This window comes from Streptomyces sp. CNP082, assembly GCF_059570535.1.
In genome coordinates this window covers 52,776-69,222 of the sequence record NZ_JCANSZ010000006.1, presented here as the reverse complement: position 1 = coordinate 69,222, position 16,447 = coordinate 52,776, and the positions used below count along the sequence as shown (strand labels likewise).

Here is a 16,447-nt window from a genome sequence, read left to right as displayed (position 1 = left end):
GGGTGTGGAGGCCGATCATTCCTCCCCCTCGAGATCGCCCTCGAGTTCGAGGTAGATCTCCCGGAGCCGGGCCAGCGTCCGCTGGTCCGGCTCCGCCCACAGACCCCGCTCGGCCGCCTCCAGCAGCCGTTCGCCGATCCCGCGCAGCGCCCACGGGTTGGAGCGCCGCATGAACTCCTGGTTCTCGGCGTCGAAGACGTACTCGGCGGCGAGCTTCTCGTACATCCAGTCGTCCACCACGCCCGCGGTGGCGTCGTAGCCGAAGAGGTAATCGACGGTGGCGGCCATCTCGAACGCGCCCTTGTAGCCGTGCCTTCTCATGGCCGCCGTCCAGCGCGGGTTCACCACCCGGGCGCGGAAAACGCGATGTGTCTCCTCGCCGAGCGTGCGCGTCTTCACCTGCTCGGGAACGGCACTGTCGCCGATGTACGCCACCGGCGAACCGCCCGTCAGGTGGCGGACCATGGCCACCATGCCGCCGTGGTACTGGAAGTAGTCGTCGGCGTCGAACGCGTCGTGTTCCCTCGTGTCGATGTTCTTCGCCGCCACCTGGATGCGCCGGAACGCCGCCTCCATGTCGCCGCGCGCCGCCCGCCCGTCAAGACCGCGGCCGTAGGCGTAGCCGCCCCACACCGCGTACACCTCCGCGAGGTCCGCGTCCGAGCGCCAGTTGCGGGCGTCGATCAGCGGCAGCAGGCCGGCGCCGTACGCGCCGGGCTTGGAGCCGAAGATGCGGGCGGTGGCGCGGCGGCGGTCGCCGTGGGCGGTGGTGTCCTCGTCAGCGTGCGCCCGTACGAAGTTGGCCTCGGGCGGCTCGTCCAGTTCGGCGACCGCCCGCACCGCGTCGTCGACCAGCCCGACGACGTGCGGGAAGGCGTCCCGGAAGAAGCCGGAGATGCGTACCGTCACGTCGATGCGCGGCCGGCCCAGCTCCGCCTGCGGCACCACCTCGAAGCCCGTCACCCGCCGGGAGGCGTCGTCCCACACCGGGCGGCAGCCGAGCAGCGCCAGGATCTCCGCGATGTCGTCGCCCTGGGTGCGCATGCAGGACGTCCCCCAGACCGTCAGCCCCACGGACTTCGGGTACGCGCCGTGGTCGGCGAGGTGGCGGGCGAGGAGGGAGTCGGCCAGCGCGCTGCCGACGTCCCAGGAGAGCCGGGAGGGGATGGCCTTGGGGTCGACGGAGTAGAAGTTGCGGCCGGTCGGCAGCACGTTGACGAGACCGCGGGTGGGGGAGCCGGACGGCCCGGCGGGGACGTAGCCGCCGTCGAGCGCGTGGAGGACGTTGCCGATCTCGTCGCCGGTACGGCGCAGCCGCGGAATGAGTTCCGCGGCTGCGAACTCCAGCACCCGCACGGCGTCGGGGCACTCGGTCCTCAGCACCTCCGCCACGGCGGGACGTGCGGCGTCGGCAGCCCAGTCCCTCGCCTCCATGAACTCCGCGAGGCGACGGGCCAGGGACTCCAGCACGTCAATGGCGTCGGAAGCGGTACGGAGGGGCGGGGGCCGGTGCTCCGGCGGGGCGGCGAGGGCATCCGCGGGTGCCGCAGGACCGCGCTCGGCAGACCGCCCGGCAGCCCGGCCGGCACCCGGTGCGGCGTCCGGTGCGGCGTCCGGTGCGGCGCCCCACTCCGCCAGCCTCGCCGGCACCGTGATCCGGGCCCCCGGCTCCGCCAGCAGCTCCGCCTCGACCAGCCCCGCCCGCGCCGCGAGCGCCGCCCGCAGCCCCGGCAGCGCCCCGCCCGCACCGCCCCACATCTGCGCAGAACGCAGCACCGCCAGCGCCAGGTTCACCCGCGCCGCGCCGACCGGACCTTCTCCGAGCACGTGCAGCCCGTCCCGTATCTGCACGTCCTTGATCTCGCACAGCCAGCCGTCCACGTGCAGCACGAACTCGTCGAAGTCGGCGTCCGCCGGCTGCTCCGCCACGTGCAGGTCGTGGTGCAGCTCCGCGGCCCGTACCAGCGTCCAGATCTGGCTGCGCACCGCCGGGGCCTTCGCCGGGTCGAGGTCGGAGACGAGCGCGTACTCGTCGAGGAGCTGCTCCAGCTTCGCCAGGTCGCCGTAGGAGTCGGCGCGGGCCATCGGCGGCACGAGGTGGTCGACCACGGTGGCGTGCCCGCGGCGCTTGGCCTGGGTGCCCTCGCCCGGGTCGTTGACGATGAACGGGTAGACCAGCGGCAGGTCGCCCAGCACCGCGTCCGGCGCGCACCCCGCCGACAGGCCGAGCCCCTTGCCGGGCAGCCACTCCATCGTGCCGTGCTTGCCCATGTGCACGAGCGCGTCGGCGCCGAAGGTGCGGTCCAGCCAGCGGTACGCGGCCAGGTAGTGGTGCGACGGCGGCAGCTCCGGGTCGTGGTAGACGGCGATGGGGTTCTCGCCGAAGCCGCGCGGCGGCTGGATCATCACCACGACGTTGCCGAAGCGCAGCGAGGCGAGGACGATGTCGTCCCCGTCCACGTACAGCTCGCCGGGCGGCTCCCCCCAGTGTGCGGCGACCGAATCCCGCAGCCGGGGGTCGAGCGCGGCGAACCACCGCTCGTAGTCGGCCAGCGGCACGCGCGCCGGCGCCGCCGCCAACTGCTCCTCCGTCAGCCACTCCACGTCGTGCCCGCCGGCGGCGATGAGGCGGTGGATCAGCTCGTCGCCGTCGTCCGGGTGGCCCTCGACGGCGTAGCCCGCGGCCCGCAGCGCGTCGAGCAGGCGGACGGCGGAGGCGGGGGTGTCCAGGCCGACGGCGTTGCCGACGCGGGAGTGCTTGGTGGGGTACGCGGTGAAGACCAGCCCGATCCGCTTGCCGGCGTTCGGCGTGTGCCGCAGCCGGGCGTGCCGCACGGCGATCCCGGCGACGCGCGCGGCCCGCTCCTCGTCCGCCACGTACACCGGCACGCCGTCCGGGCCGTCCTCCTTGAACGAGAACGGCACCGTGACCAGCCGCCCGTCGAACTCCGGAATCGCCACCTGCATCGCCGCGTCCATCGGCGACAGCGCGGCGTCCGACGCCAGCCAGGCGGCGCGCGACGACGTCAGGCACAGCCCCTGCAGCACCGGCACGTCCAGCTCCGCGAGCGCGCCGACGTCCCACGCCTCGTTGTCCCCGCCGGCGGAGGCGCCGGACGGCCGGGTGCCGCCGGCGGCGAGCACGGTGGCCACGAGGGCGTCGGCGCGGGCGAGCAGCTCGAAGAGACCGGGGTCGGCGCCGCGCAGCGAACCGCAGTACACGGGCAGGGCGTTGGCGCCGTGCGCCTCGACGGCGGCGCAGAGGGTGTCGATGAAGGCGGTGTTCCCGGAGAGTTCGTGGGCGCGGTAGAAGAGCACGCCCACGGTGGGGCGGTCGTCCTTCAGGACGTACGAGCCGTGCACCCCGTACGCGGGCATCGGCTGCGGCGCGGCGAAGCCCTCGCCGGTGAGCAGCACGGTGTCGGAGAGGAACCGGGCCAGCTCGGCGAGGTTCGCGGGCCCGCCCTCGACGAGGTAGCGCAGCGCCTCGGCGACCACCCCGGCCGGCACGGACGACTCGGCCGTCAACTCGGCGTCGGGCACGGACTCGCCACCGAGCAGCACGGTGGGCACGCCGGCGGCCCGGAGGGCGGCGAGCCCGTCCTCCCAGGCGCGCTTGCCGCCGAGGAGCCGTACGACGACGAGGTCGGTGCCGTCGAGCAGAGCGGGCAGGTCGGCGGGGCCGGTGCGGGCGGGGTTGGCGATGCGGTAGCCGGCGCCGGAGGCGCCGGCGGCGAGGAGGTCGGTGTCGGCGGTGGAGAGGAGCAGGACGGTGGTCATGCACGGCTCGCTTCGGTGGGGAGCAGGGTGGCGCCGGTGGTGGTGAGGAGGGCGAGGAAGCACACGCGGGAGGAGAGCCGCACGGCACGCTCGATGTCGTGCGCGCCGGGAGCCCGCCCTTCGGCGTTGAGCACGGCCCGGTGCTCGGTCCGCCCCCCGTACGAGAGCGCCCCGCCGAGCCGCAGCCCGAGCGCCCCGGCGAACGCGGCCTCCACGGGGCCGGCGTTGGGGCTGGGGTGCCGGGGCCCGTCGCGCCGCCAGGCGCGGAGGGCGGCGCGGGGATCGGGCCCGGCGAGCGTGGCGAGCGCGGCGGTGAGCCGGGCGCCGGGGTGCCCGGCGAGGTCGTCGAGCCGGGCGGCGGCCCAGCCGAAGCGCAGGTAGCGGGGGGACTTGTGCCCGACCATGGCGTCGAGGGTGTTGACGGCCCGGAACCCGGCGAGGCCGGGCACACCGGCGACGGCACCCCAGAGGAGGGCGCCGACGACGGCGTCGGAGGTGTTCTCGGCGACGGACTCGACGACGGCCCGGGCGATGCCGGCTTCGCCGAGGGCGTGGGGGTCGCGCCCGCAGAGGCGGGGGAGACGGCGGCGGGCGTCGTCGAGGTCGTGGGCGCGGAGGGCGTGGGCGATACCGAGGGCTTCGCGGCGGAGGGAGGCACCGCCGAGGACGGCCCAGGCGGAGAGGGCGGTGAGGGCGGCCTCGGGGGCGTGCCGGCGGATCCCGCTGTTCGGGGTGCGCCGCTCTCGAGCCCGTTGCGGGGCTGTCTCGGTGGGCTTGGCGAAGCCGGGCCGGGTGGTGTGGGCGGGGCGATTGTTCCCCGACCCCGCCCCTTCCCGAAACTCAGGGGCTGCGCCCCCGAGACCCCCCCGAGGCTGCGCCCCGGACCTCTGCGGGGCTCCGCCCCGAACCCTGGGGGCTCCGCCCCGAACCCTGGGGGCTGCGCCCCCAAGACCCCCGCGGGGCTGCGGTCCGGACGCGACGGGGCTCCGCTCCGGGCCCCGCGGGGCTGCGCCCTGGACCCCGGGGGACTGCGCTCCGGACTCCCGCGGGGCCCCGCCCCCGCACTCCACGGGGCTCCGCCCCCAACCCGCGCCTGCGGCTGTACCGACCGCGCGGCTCGCCGCCGTGGCCAGGGCCGCGACGGTCACCGTCGCGCCCACGCAGAGCGCCGTGTGCAGGGCGCCCGCGGAGCGGGTGTTGCGCCACAGGCGGTCTTCGAGCGCCCTCGCGGCGCGGCCGAAGGCCGCGACGGGGTGGGCGCGGCGGGGGTCGCCGAAGACGTGGTCGGCGGCGTAGCCCAGGGCGGCGCCCAGGGCGTACGAGAGGGGACGTGACGCGTTGTCGAGTCTCATGGTGCCGTTCGGTGCGGAGTGGTAGGTCGGTGGTCGTTCGGTCGCAGGAGGTCCGGGCGGGGGCGGTAGCCCCAAGGGGTCCAGGGGCGCAGCCCCGAGGGGGTGCCGGGGCGCAGCCCCGCGGGGGGTCTCGGGGGCGGAGCCCCCCGAGTTTCGGGAAGGGGAGGGGTCGGGGAACAACCCCCCTCAGCCCACCCCCGACACCGCCGCCGCCCGCCGCGCCCGGCCCGGCCCCGCACCGCGCACCAACTGCCGCTCCGCCAGCTCACCGAACAGCAACCCGAACCCCACCCACACCACCCCGTGCACCGCCACCGACGCCAGCCGGAACCGCCACAGCAGGTCCGCCGGAAACCCCTCCGGCACCGCCACCGACGACTCCGGCAGCAACGCCACCGCAGCCCCCGCCGCCGCCACGAACACCGCACCGCCCGCCACCGCCGCGTACCAGCCGCCCAGCCGCGGCACCAGCGCCCGCCCGACGACCGCCGCACCGACCGCCAGCAGCACGCTCAGCAGCACTATCAGGAAGTACTGCGCCGTCCGCTCGCCCACCGTGGACGCGTCGCCGACACCCGGCGGGTTCGCCGGGTACTTCAGCGACGGCACCGCATACACCGCGACCAGCCCGACCAGCGCCAGCAGCAGCGCCGTGGCCCGCGGCCCGAAGCGGCCGACGCGGCCCAGTGCGTACGCCACGGCCAGCGCCGCGAGGCCGCCGAGGGCGACGCCGTAGACGAGCATCCCCGTCGCAAGCCCGGCCGTGGACTGCAGGGAGCGGCTGACGAGTTCGTCCTCGCCGCCCGACTCGGCCGCCGCCCCGTGCCCATGGCCGCCGCCCGCCCCGTGCGCCTCCTGCTCGATCGCCGCATCGACCTGCGGCTCTCCCAGGACGTACGCCACGACCAGCGCGAGCACCCCCGCGCCCAGCCCCGCGAGCATCCCGCGCAGCAGCAATCCGCGCACGGCAGCGGAATTCAACGAAATCACCGAGATCATGAAAGCTCTCCCCGCTCAGTGGCAGGGAAAGCCGAGCAGGTGCCGGCCGTCGTGCAACCACTCGTGCACGCCTTCACCGGACACCAGGGACGTGGCGCCTTGTTCGGCGCCGACGAAGTACAGCAGTACGAGCATCAGGACCCCGCCGAACAGCGCCCACGGGGCGATGGTCTTCAGCGGGACTGGTGCGATACGGACACCGGCCGATCCGTCGGCGGCGGCGGGCGTCGTGGGTGACACGGCTGACTGAGCCATGGCGGAAACCTCCCTGGGATCACGCGTCCCATGCGGTGGAGCTGCTCACGACGGTGCGGGTCTGACTCACCGGACTCCGCCCCTGGCGGGCGTCGTCCGGCTCACAGTGGCGCGGCCGTGCCGGAGTCTCACCGGGCTTCCGTTGCGCCGTCGTATTCGGTTGACGGGGTGACGATACCGTCGCCTGCGGGTCGGCCGCCATACGGCCCCCGTCGACGGAGTGGTGGAAGGGGCAGGTGAGACGGCTGGTGACGGTCCGGGTGATACTCGTCACGCCGGCGATCAACGCCGAGCTGCGGCACGCGGTGTTCGGCGCGGACGAGCCGCTGGACGCGGTGGGCCGACGTGCGGCGGAGCGCGCGGGTGTACGTGCGGCGGCTCGGCTGCGTACGCACACGCCGGCGTACGCCGCGCCGTCGGTCCGCTGCCGGCAGACGGCCGACGCGCTGGGGCTCGCGGCCGAGCCGGAGGCGGAGCTGGCGGACTGGGACGTTGGCCGCTGGCGCGGGCGGGGGCTGGAGGAGCTGGCCGCGGCGGAGGGCGAGGCGGTACGGGCCTGGCTGTCGGATCCGGCGGCGGCGCCGCACGGCGGGGAGTCGCTGCTGCAACTGCGGGGGCGGGTGGGCGTGTGGCTCGACGGCCTGACCGGCCCCACCGGCCCCGCCAGCGCCACCGGCCCCGCAGCCCCGCGGGGCGTGCCCGGCACGGCCCGCGCGAACGGTGCCGGCGTTCCCCGCGACGGCCGCCGGGTCGTCGCCGTCGCCGAGGCGGCGGCCGTACGGGCCGCGGTGGTGCACGCGCTGGACCTGCCCTCGGAGGCGTTCTGGCGGCTCGACGTGCCGCCGCTGAGCGGCACCGAGCTGACCGGCCGCGCCGGCCGCTGGAACCTGCGCTGCGGGGTGCCGCTCACCTCGGAGGACGCCTGATGCGGGCCCGGAGGGAATACCGCCCACCGCCCTGCCCGTTTGCCGGGTCATGCGAGTAGAAATCTGGTCCGACGTCGTCTGCCCCTGGTGCTACATCGGGAAGGCCCGGTTCGAGAAGGGCCTCGCCGCCTTCGCCGGCCGGGACGGCGTGGAGGTCGTGCACCGGTCGTTCGAGCTGGCCGCGGGGGCGCCGCGGGAGAGCGGGAAGACCGTCGCCGAGGAGCTGAAGGCCAAGTACGGCGTCGACGACGCCCAACTGAAGGCCATGGAGGACCGGGTCGGCGCCGCCGCCGCGGCCGAGGGCCTCGGCATGCGCCACGACCGGTTCTCGACCGGCACGTTCGACCTGCACCGCGTGCTGCACCTCGCCAAGGAGCGCGGGCTGCAGGACCGGCTGCTCGACGCGCTGTACGAGGCGAACTTCGCCCAGGCCCGCCCGATCAGCGACGACGACACCATCGTCGACATCGCCGCCGGCGCCGGCCTCGACGCCGAGGAGGTGCGCAAGGTGCTCGCGGACGGCACCGCCTACGCCGACGCCGTACGCGCCGACGAGAAGGAGGCCGCCGAGCTGGGCGCCACCGGAGTGCCGTTCTTCGTCATCGACCGCCGCTTCGCCGTCTCCGGCGGGCAGCCGGCGCAGGTCTTCACACAGGCCCTGGAGCAGGCCGCCGCCGCGGGCGGCCTGCAGCCCGTGGCGGGCGCCGGCGACGACGGCGCCGTCTGCGCGGACGACGCCTGCGACGTCCCGTAGCCCGTAACCCGTAGCTCGTAGCCGAGACCCGCAGCCGACCGGCCGCAGAAGCACCCGCGCCCCCCGCCCGGAGATCCGGGTGGGGGGCGCGGTACGTGGACGACTACGGCAGACCACGTCCACTGCAGCGGCGCTCCGCGTCACCTCAGCGGCGTGAAGTCCCGCGCGCCGATGAAGTCCGGCCGCCGCACGGGCGCCGCGAACGGCTCCACCGCCGCGTTCTCCACGCTGTTGAAGACGAGGAAAACGTTGCTGCGCGCATACGGGGTGATGTTGTCGCCCGAGCCGTGCATGCAGTTGCAGTCGAACCAGGTCGCCGACCCGGCCGCGCCGGTGAACAGCTTGATGCCGTGCGCCTCGGCCATCTCCGTCAGCGCCCCGTCCGACGGCGTACCGGCGTCCTGCATCTGCAGCGACTTCTTGTAGTTGTCCTTCGGCGTGGCGCCCGCGCAGCCGAGGAACGTCTTGTGCGACCCCGGCATGATCATGAGACCGCCGTTGGTCTCGTAGTTCTCCGTCAGCGCGATCGAGACCGACACGGTCCGCATGCGCGGCAGGCCGTCCTCGGCGTGCCAGGTCTCGAAGTCCGAGTGCCAGTAGAAGCCGGTGGCACCGAACCCGGGCTTGACGTTGATCCGGCTCTGGTGGAGGTACACGTCGGAGCCGAGGATCTGCCGCGCCCGGTGCAGTACGCGCGGGTCGCGCGTCAGCTTGCCGAAGACGTCGCTGATCTTGTGGATCTCGAAGATGGAGCGTACGGACTGCGTACTGGCCTCGACGACCGCGCGCTCGTCGGCGCGGATCTGCGGGTCGGCGACGAGCCGGTCCAGCTCGGCCCTGTACGTCTCCACCTCCTCCGCGGTGATCAGCTGGTCGACCGTCAGGTAGCCGTTGCGCTCGTAGCCCTCCAGCTCCCAGGGCGGGATGGGCCCGTCGGCACCCGGTTCCGACCAGACCACCGGGTCCTGACGCGGCGTGCTCACTTCTTCGGCGCCGCGCGTCGGGTAGAGGTCGGTGACAGTCGGGCTGGCCATGGTTCTCAGTCCTCCTCAGTCATCAGGGGGTACACGCCGTTCTCGTCGTGGTCTTCGCGGCCCGTGACCGGCGGGTTGAAGACGCAGATGCAGCGGAAGTCCTGCTTGATCCGCATGGTGTGCTTCTCGTGCCCGTCCAGCAGGTACATCGTCCCCGGCGTGATGACGTGCTTCTCGCCGGTCTCGTGGTTGGTGAGTTCGGCTTCGCCCTCGACGCAGACGACGGCCTCTATGTGGTTGGCGTACCACATGGTGGTCTCGGTGCCCGCGTAGAGCACGGTCTCGTGGAGGGAGAAGCCGACGCGCTCCTTCGCGAGCACGATGCGCTTGCTCTCCCAGGTGCCCGACGCGGACTTTATGTGCCGGTCGGTGCCCTCAAGCTCCTTGAAGGATCGGACGATCACGGTGTTCCAGTGCCTCTCTTTCGGGTCTTTCGGGGGGTGATCTCGGGACGGGCCGCCGGCTGTCCGCCGGCGGCCACATGGCGGGTACGGGGCCGCCCCCGGCCGTCAGGCGGTCTCGCGGACCGCCCGGGCCAGCGTGCGCAGCCCCTCGTCCAGGTCGTCCGGCGTGGTCGTCAGCGCCGGCAGCAGCTTGACGACCTCGCTCTGCGGCCCGGAGGTCTCCAGGATGAGCCCCAGCTCGAAGGCGCGCCGGCAGACGCGCCCGGCGCGCGCCGGGTCGGGGAACTCGAGCCCCCACACCATGCCGCGGCCCCGGTACGTGGCGTCCGTGTCGGCGTGCTCGGCGCAGATCGCGATCAGCGCCTGCTCGATCTGCTGGCCGCGCGCGAGCGTCTGCCGCTCCATCTGGCCGTCGGCCCAGTAGGTGTCGAGCGCCGCCGTGGCGGTGACGAACGCCGGGTTGTTGCCGCGGAACGTGCCGTTGTGCTCGCCCGGCTCCCAGATGTCCAGCTCCGGCTTGAACAGCGTGAGCGACATCGGCAGCCCGTAGCCGCTGATCGACTTGGACAGCGTGACGATGTCCGGGGTGATGCCGGCGTCCTCGAAGGAGAAGAAGGCGCCGGTGCGCCCGCAGCCCATCTGGATGTCGTCGACGATGAGCAGCATGTCGCGGCGCTTGCACAGCTCGGCGAGGCCGCGGAGCCACTCGGCGCGGGCCACGTTGATGCCGCCCTCGCCCTGGATGGTCTCGACGATGACGGCGGCGGGCTTGTTGAGCCCGGAGCCCTGGTCCTCCAGCAGCCGCTCGAACCACAGGAAGTCCGGGACCTGGCCGTCGAGGTAGTTGTCGAACGGCATCGGGGTGCCGTGCACCAGCGGGATGCCGGCGCCGGCGCGCTTGAAGGCGTTGCCGGTGACGGCGAGCGAGCCGAGCGACATGCCGTGGAAGGCGTTGGTGAAGGAGACGATCGCCTCGCGGCCCTTGACCTTGCGGGCCAGCTTCAGCGCGGCCTCGACGGCGTTGGTGCCCGTCGGGCCCGGGAACATGACCTTGTACGGCAGGTCGCGGGGGCGCAGCACGACGTTCTGGAACGTCTCCAGGAACGCCCGCTTGGCGGTGGTGGCCATGTCCAGGCCGTGCACGATGCCGTCGCGCTCCAGGTAGTCGAGCAGGGCGCGTTTGAGCACGGCGTTGTTGTGGCCGTAGTTGAGGGATCCGGCGCCGGCGAAGAAGTCGAGGTAGGTGTGGCCGTCCTCGTCGTACAGATAGCTGCCCTGGGCCCGGTCGAAGACCGCGGGCCAGCCACGGCAGTAGCTGCGCACCTCCGACTCCAGGGTCTCGAAGACGCTCAGGGCGGGCGGTGTGATGGTCACAGCGTTCTCCTGGGAGATGATCCGATGTGCGGGGGGTGCGAATGGGGCGGTGCGCTCAGCCCGCGAGCGGGCCGATGCGGTACAGCAGCTCGGGCTCGTGACCGTCCGGGAAGTGCTCCCCGCGGAACAGCACGTCGCGGTCGACGTCGGCGCCGTGGCGGCGCGCGTACGAGCGGAAGAGCTGGTCGGAGGCGGAGTTGTCCGGGGTGATGGTCGTTTCGAGGCGCCGTATGCCGCGGTCTTGCAGCGCACGTTCTGTCAGCCCGTCGAGCAGCGCGCCGGCGAGTCCGCGGCCGCGGTGGGCGGCGTCCACGGCGATCTGCCAGACGACGAGGGTCTCCGGCCGCGCGGGCCGGATATAGCCGGTCACGAAGCCGACCGGGGCACCGTCCGAGTCCCGTGCCACGACGGTGGTGTCGGCGAAGTCGCGACACCACAGCAGGTAGCTGTACGACGAGTTGAGGTCGAGCGATCCGGAGTCCCGTGCGATGCGCCAGATTGCGGCGCCGTCCTCGATTCGCGGGGTGTCGAGCCGGACACCCGTCTCGTCTGCAGCCGCCGTACGGGGTTTATCGGGGGGGCCTGCTAGGTCTGCTTGTGCGGCAGTCATGCAGATTGAATTTACCCAGCGGAAATTGAAATCGCACGGCCGGCAGGGGTTACAAAAGGGACGTAGGTGTGTTATCCGCGGGCACGCGCGAGCGCGCGAACCGAAGGGGATATGCCCGGTATCTCACGGAATTCCCGGGGTGACTTAGCGCTCAAGCCCGAAATGTAACGGATTGATAACGACTCTGGCCGCTGTCCGGAATGAGAAGGATGACTGGCCGAAAATTTACCTGGTTTACCTGGCCGGGAAGCGGGCAGAAGAAGACGGGAAAATCACTTCGCGGGGGCGACGATAAACTGCCGTTAAACATACGTCAATGCCCAGCCCCCCGTGTTAGTTCCTTCGCGTGAAGACAGCTGTGCTGCGCCCGGGTGATCACCGGGACCGGCCGTTGGCTAGGGTGCCCCGCATGACTGCCCCCGTGACTGCCCACTCGGCTGAGGGCCCGGTGCTGCGTGTGAGGGGCCGGGTGCTGACCGGCCGCGAGGAGACCCGCGACGAGCTGTGGGTGGTGGGCGGGCGCGTCAGCTTCACGCCGCCGGCCGCCGCGCGCGACGTCGTCGACATCGAGGGCTGGGCGCTGCCCGGCCTCGTCGACGCCCACTGCCACGTCGGGCTTGAGGCGCGGGGTGCCGTGGACGACGCCACCAGTGAGAAGCAGGCCGTCGCCGAGCGCGGCGCGGGCGCCCTGCTGCTGCGGGACGCGGGCTCCGCCGCCGACACCCGCTGGATCGACGACCGGGAGGACCTGCCGCGGATCATCCGCGCCGGCCGCCACATCGCGCGTACCCGCCGGTACATCCGCAACTACGCGCACGAGATCGAACCGGCCGACCTCGTCGCGTACGTCGCCCGCGAGGCACGCAGGGGCGACGGCTGGGTCAAGCTCGTCGGCGACTGGATCGACCGCGAGGCCGGCGACCTGCGGCCCTGCTGGCCGCGCGAGGCGCTGGCCCCCGCCATCGCCGAGGCGCACCGCCTCGGCGCCCGCGTGACCGCCCACTGCTTCGCCGAGGACTCGCTGCGCGACCTGGTCGAGGCGGGCATCGACTGCATCGAGCACGCCACGGGGCTGACCGAGGAGACCCTGCCGCTGTTCGCCGAGCGCGGCGTGGCCATCGTGCCCACGCTGATCAACATCGCGACGTTCCCGGAGCTCGCCGCGGGCGGCGAGGCCAGGTACCCGCGCTGGGCCGACCACATGCGCCGGCTGCACGCCCGCCGGTACGCCACCGTGCGCGCCGCCTACGACGCCGGGATCCCCGTCTACACGGGCACCGACGCCGGCGGCTCGCTGGCGCACGGCCTGGTCGGGCGGGAGGTGGCCGAGCTGGTCGCCGCCGGGATCCCGGTGGCGGACGCGCTCTCGGCGGCGACGTGGGGCGCGCGGGAGTGGCTCGGGCGGCCGGGGCTCGAGGAGGGCGCGCCGGCGGATCTCGTGGTGTACGAGGCGGATCCGCGGGCCGACGTGCGGGTGCTGACGGCGCCGCGGCGGGTCGTGCTGCGGGGCCGCGTCGTGGGCTGAGCGGACTGAGCGGACTGAGCGGACTGAGCGGGCTGAGGGCGGGCGGGGGCGGGGGTCAACTTCCGGGGCCCGATTCCCTCGTTGGGATGAACGAGCGCAGAGTGTCCGTTGCGTCACCCTGAGTGCGTAAGTATGGCGGGGCAGTTGACGATCCGACACCCGTTCACCCGTGGGGGGTTTGTTCCTTGTCCCGTCTGTCCTGCCTGCTTCGCATGCCCGCGACCGCCGTCACGGCCGCCGCGCTGGCCACCGGCCCCGCCCTGCTCCTGGGCGCGCCCGCGTACGCCGACGGCGCCGACGGCGCACCGGCCCGTACGGGCTCTGCCGGCGCTTCCGTGCTCCGCGCCGACCTCGACGTCTCCCTGCTCGACAAGTCCGTGCAGGTGCCGGTGGTCTCCACGCTCAACGACGTCCGCGTGCCCGCTGCGGGCCGGGAATCCGGCGCCGCGGACAAGACCGCGCTCGACGTACGGGTCGACGGCCTCGCCGCCGCCGGCCACCCGGACGGCGCCGAGGTGGTGAACATCGCGCGCGCCGAAGTCGCCACCGCGGAAGCCGCCGTCGACAGCCGCGGCGCCGAGGCGTCGTCGTACCTCGCTCGCGCCGAGGTGCACGTCCCCGGGCTGCCCGCGCTCCCCCTGATCCAGGTCGAGGAGGTGACGTCGAAGGCCGTGTGCCCGGTCGGCGGGAAGCCGTCGGCCGAGTCCCGGACGCTCGGCTCCGTCACGGTCCTGGGCGAGCGCGTCACGGTCACCGTGGACGGTGCGCCCACGGTGGTCACCGTGCCGGGCGCGGGGGAGGTGTCACTCGGTTTCTCGCAGACGCAGACCACACGCTCGACGGCGAGTGCCGCGGCGCTGCGGCTGCGGGTGTCGGTGAACCCGCTGAAGCTGAACGTCGCCGAGGTGGGAGGCGAGGTGACGCTCGTCGAGGCGGCGTGCGAGACGCCGGCCGGCGGCGGTACGGACACGGCCGAGGCGCGCGGCGGGCGGCCGCACGGGGACGCGGAGCCGGTCCAGGACGCCGGCCCCGCGGACGCCGCGGACCCGGCCTCGGGACAGCACCTCGCCGACACGGGCGGCAGCTCGGCGACGCCGTACCTGGTCGGCGGCGGGGCGCTGCTCGTCGGCCTCGGACTGAGCGGAGTGGTGCTGGCCCGGCTGCGTACCAGGGGCTGAGGCGGGCGCGTACGGGTGCGTGTGACCGCGCGCACGTGCCCGTAGGGCGCCACGTCCCCGGCGCCCTCCGGGGCCGGTCCCCTGCCCGGGGGGCGTTTGGTGCCGGTGCTACGGGGGCGGGTCGCGGAGTGAGGGGGGTGTTCCCCGTCCCCGCCCCTTCCCGAAACTCGGGGGCTCCGCCCCCGAGACCCCCCGGGGCTGCGCCCCGGCCCCCCCTCGGGGCTGCGCCCCGGACCCCGCTGGGGCTGTGCCCCGGCCCCCAGGGCTGTGCGCCTGGCCCCTCGGGGCTGTGCCCCGGCCCCCCGCTGGGGCTGTGCCCCTGCCGCCGGGGCTGTGTCCCGGACCACCCGGGGCTGTGCCCCGAGACGTCGGCGGGTCTCCGCCCCGAACTCTGCTAGGGCTGGGCCCCGGACCCCGCCGGAGGCGCTACCGCGTCGGGGCTCCCGGGGGCAGGAACGGCAGGTCGCCCGGGGCGCCGGACTCGATCAGGCGTAGCAGCGCCTTCGTGTCCGCGTGCTCCTCGATCAGGTCCCCCAGCCGCTCCAACTGCTCCTCCCGCAGCCCCGCGAACGACGTGTCCGGCGCCGGCACGAACGCCCGTCCCGCGTCCGCCGCCACCCGCCGCAGGAACGCCCGCCGGAAGCCGTCGTTCTCCAGGGCCCCGTGCCAGTGCGTCCCCCACACCTGCCCCACCCGGCAGCCGGCGAGGAACGGCTCCCCGCCCCGTACCTCCGCGACCCCGTGGTGGATCTCGTACCCGTCCACCGGCTCGCCCAGCGCCGTCCCCGACGGCCGGCCCAGCGTCTTGCCCTCCGCGAACTCCACCCGCACCGGCAGCAGTCCCAGACCGGCCACCGACTCCGCCGGCCGCGCCTCCACGCCCGCCGCGTCGCTGATCCGCTCCGCCAGCATCTGGAACCCGCCGCAGATGCCCAGCACCGGCCGCCCCTGCGCCGCCCGCCGGGCCACCGCCGCGTCGATCCCCCGCTCCCGCAGCCACGCCAGCGCCCGTATCGTGCCCCGCGTCCCCGGCAGCACCACCAGGTCCGCGTGCGCCAGCTCCTCCGGCCGGTCGGTGAACTGCACGGCGACGCCCGGCTCCGCGGCCAGCGCGTCCAGGTCGGTGAAGTTCGACATCAGCGGCACCGGCACCACCGCGACCCGCAGCACCTCCGCCCCGTGCGGCGGCTGGGCCGGCAGCTCCCGCATCCGGCCGCGCAGCGACAGCCGCAGCCCGTCCTCCTCGTCGATGCCGAGCCCGTGCCGGTACGGCAGCACCCCCAGGGTCTGCCGCCCGGTCAGCCCGCGGAGCATCGAAAGACCCGGCTCCAGCAGCTCGACGTCACCGCGGAACTTGTTGACCAGGTAGCCCGCGACCAGACTCTGGTCCGCGGCGCTCAGCAGCGCGGTGGTGCCGAAGAACGACGCGAAGACCCCGCCCCTGTCGATGTCCCCGACGACCACGACGGGCAGCCGCGCCGCCCGCGCCAGGCCCATGTTGACGATGTCGCTGTGCCGCAGGTTGATCTCCGCGGGGCTGCCCGCGCCCTCGCAGATCACCGCGTCGTACGAGCGCCGCAGCTCCTCCAGGCACTCCGTGACCGTGTCGAACAGCTCCCGCTGCCGCCGGCCGTGGTACCCCGCCGCGCTCAACTCCGCCACCGGCCGGCCCAGCACCACGACCTGGCTGTGCGCTTCGCCGCCCGGCTTCAGCAGCACCGGGTTCATCAGCGCGCTGGGCTCGGTGCGGGCCGCCGCCGCCTGCATGGCCTGCGCGCGCCCGATCTCGGCGCCCTCGCGGGTCACGTACGAGTTGAGCGACATGTTCTGCGCCTTGAACGGCGCGACGGAGACCCCGCGCCGGGCCAGCCACCGGCAGATGCCGGCGGTGACGACGCTCTTGCCCGCGTCCGACGTCGTGCCGGCGACCAGCAGGCCGCCGGCACGCGCCGTCACTTGACGATCAGATAGATCCCGTACGCCACGGCTGCTGCACACAGCGTGAAGCATACGTACGCGCCCGTCCTGGCCAGGGCGGAGGGTGCGCTCTCCGCCCCCGCGGCGCCGTCCGGGCCGCCGGGCTCCGTCTTAGGTGACAGGCCGACGATGCCGACCGTGAAGAGGCCCACGAGCGCCACCGTCATGACGAGGCTGACGCCGAAGACCTCGCCGAGTGCTGCCCAGTCGATGTCCATGCTGTTTCCTCAGTGCTCAGTCGGGTGGTGCTCAGTCGGGTGGTGCTCAGTGGGTGGTGCC

General features: G+C 73.9%; 14 protein-coding genes and 1 pseudogene. 4 read left to right on the top strand and 11 right to left on the bottom strand.

What is annotated here, in order from left to right; all coding sequences use genetic code 11:
- Window positions 1-15: 15 nt before the first annotated feature.
- The 5 genes and pseudogenes from cobN to B124_RS07300 form a co-directional block, all read right to left on the bottom strand.
- Window positions 16-3,780, bottom strand: coding sequence for a cobaltochelatase subunit CobN (cobN, locus tag B124_RS07320; RefSeq protein WP_496501854.1), 3,765 nt, complete (start codon window positions 3,778-3,780; stop codon window positions 16-18).
- The gene (locus tag B124_RS07315; protein ID WP_496502034.1) at window positions 3,777-4,850 is read right to left on the bottom strand and encodes a CobD/CbiB family cobalamin biosynthesis protein; all 1,074 of its coding nucleotides are present in this window, start codon (window positions 4,848-4,850) and stop codon (window positions 3,777-3,779) included. The genes cobN and B124_RS07315 overlap by 4 nt, the downstream gene beginning before the upstream one ends.
- A 57-nt stretch (window positions 4,851-4,907) precedes the next feature.
- Window positions 4,908-5,132, bottom strand: a pseudogene (locus B124_RS07310) (cobalamin biosynthesis protein); the annotation flags it as partial.
- Between the two features lie 186 nt (window positions 5,133-5,318).
- Window positions 5,319-6,113: a CbtA family protein gene (locus B124_RS07305; RefSeq protein WP_496502033.1), complete on the bottom strand. Its 795-nt coding sequence runs from the start codon at window positions 6,111-6,113 to the stop codon at window positions 5,319-5,321.
- A 33-nt stretch (window positions 6,114-6,146) separates the two neighbouring features.
- Window positions 6,147-6,386 carry a CbtB domain-containing protein gene (locus tag B124_RS07300; protein ID WP_496501853.1) on the bottom strand — a complete coding sequence of 80 codons (240 nt, stop codon included), beginning with the start codon at window positions 6,384-6,386 and terminating at the stop codon, window positions 6,147-6,149.
- Window positions 6,387-6,634: 248 nt separating this feature from the next.
- Here B124_RS07300 and B124_RS07295 point away from each other — a divergent pair, with 248 nt between their 5' ends.
- Both B124_RS07295 and B124_RS07290 read left to right on the top strand, forming a co-directional pair.
- On the top strand, window positions 6,635-7,312 hold the full coding sequence (locus B124_RS07295; RefSeq protein ID WP_496501852.1) for a histidine phosphatase family protein: 678 nt from the start codon (window positions 6,635-6,637) through the stop codon (window positions 7,310-7,312).
- A gap of 49 nt (window positions 7,313-7,361) precedes the next feature.
- A complete protein-coding gene (locus B124_RS07290) occupies window positions 7,362-8,066 on the top strand; it encodes a DsbA family oxidoreductase (RefSeq protein WP_496501851.1) in 705 nt (234 codons plus the stop codon).
- A gap of 140 nt (window positions 8,067-8,206) precedes the next feature.
- Here the strand turns inward: B124_RS07290 and thpD are convergent, their stop codons facing one another.
- From thpD to ectA, 4 genes are all read right to left on the bottom strand, one after another.
- The gene (gene thpD / locus B124_RS07285; protein WP_496501850.1) at window positions 8,207-9,100 is read right to left on the bottom strand and encodes an ectoine hydroxylase; all 894 of its coding nucleotides are present in this window, start codon (window positions 9,098-9,100) and stop codon (window positions 8,207-8,209) included.
- Window positions 9,101-9,105: 5 nt separating this feature from the next.
- Window positions 9,106-9,504, bottom strand: coding sequence for an ectoine synthase (locus tag B124_RS07280; RefSeq protein ID WP_496501849.1), 399 nt, complete (start codon window positions 9,502-9,504; stop codon window positions 9,106-9,108).
- Window positions 9,505-9,609: 105 nt separating this feature from the next.
- On the bottom strand, window positions 9,610-10,878 hold the full coding sequence (gene ectB / locus B124_RS07275) for a diaminobutyrate--2-oxoglutarate transaminase (protein ID WP_496501848.1): 1,269 nt from the start codon (window positions 10,876-10,878) through the stop codon (window positions 9,610-9,612).
- A 55-nt stretch (window positions 10,879-10,933) separates the two neighbouring features.
- Window positions 10,934-11,488, bottom strand: coding sequence for a diaminobutyrate acetyltransferase (gene ectA, locus B124_RS07270; RefSeq protein WP_496501847.1), 555 nt, complete (start codon window positions 11,486-11,488; stop codon window positions 10,934-10,936).
- Between the two features lie 409 nt (window positions 11,489-11,897).
- On the opposite strand from ectA, the gene B124_RS07265 reads away from it, so the two are divergent.
- Together B124_RS07265 and B124_RS07260 are read left to right on the top strand one after the other, a co-directional pair.
- Window positions 11,898-13,013, top strand: a complete 1,116-nt coding sequence (locus B124_RS07265; RefSeq protein ID WP_496501846.1) for an amidohydrolase family protein — start codon at window positions 11,898-11,900, stop codon at window positions 13,011-13,013.
- Window positions 13,014-13,225: 212 nt separating this feature from the next.
- Window positions 13,226-14,191 carry an SCO1860 family LAETG-anchored protein gene (locus B124_RS07260; RefSeq protein WP_496501845.1) on the top strand — a complete coding sequence of 322 codons (966 nt, stop codon included), beginning with the start codon at window positions 13,226-13,228 and terminating at the stop codon, window positions 14,189-14,191.
- A 426-nt stretch (window positions 14,192-14,617) separates the two neighbouring features.
- Here B124_RS07260 and B124_RS07255 read toward each other — a convergent pair whose 3' ends face one another.
- Together B124_RS07255 and B124_RS07250 are read right to left on the bottom strand one after the other, a co-directional pair.
- Window positions 14,618-16,147, bottom strand: coding sequence for a cobyric acid synthase (locus B124_RS07255; RefSeq protein WP_496501844.1), 1,530 nt, complete (start codon window positions 16,145-16,147; stop codon window positions 14,618-14,620).
- Entirely contained in the window at window positions 16,144-16,386 is a 243-nt protein-coding gene (locus B124_RS07250; RefSeq protein WP_496501843.1) for a hypothetical protein, read from the bottom strand. Before B124_RS07250 ends, B124_RS07255 begins: the two co-directional genes overlap by 4 nt.
- Window positions 16,387-16,447: the final 61 nt, after the last annotated feature.

Excerpts from the sequence above, each read along its gene's own strand:
- cobN (WP_496501854.1), bottom strand. The coding sequence starts at position 3,780 with ATGACCACCGTCCTGCTCCTCTCCACCGCCGACACCGACCTCCTCGCC.
- B124_RS07260 (WP_496501845.1), top strand. The coding sequence starts at position 13,226 with ATGCCCGCGACCGCCGTCACGGCCGCCGCGCTGGCCACCGGCCCCGCC.
- ectA (WP_496501847.1), bottom strand. The coding sequence starts at position 11,488 with ATGACTGCCGCACAAGCAGACCTAGCAGGCCCCCCCGATAAACCCCGT.
- B124_RS07265 (WP_496501846.1), top strand. The coding sequence starts at position 11,898 with ATGACTGCCCCCGTGACTGCCCACTCGGCTGAGGGCCCGGTGCTGCGT.
- B124_RS07250 (WP_496501843.1), bottom strand. The coding sequence starts at position 16,386 with ATGGACATCGACTGGGCAGCACTCGGCGAGGTCTTCGGCGTCAGCCTC.
- B124_RS07290 (WP_496501851.1), top strand. The coding sequence starts at position 7,362 with ATGCGAGTAGAAATCTGGTCCGACGTCGTCTGCCCCTGGTGCTACATC.
- thpD (WP_496501850.1), bottom strand. The coding sequence starts at position 9,100 with ATGGCCAGCCCGACTGTCACCGACCTCTACCCGACGCGCGGCGCCGAA.
- B124_RS07300 (WP_496501853.1), bottom strand. The coding sequence starts at position 6,386 with ATGGCTCAGTCAGCCGTGTCACCCACGACGCCCGCCGCCGCCGACGGA.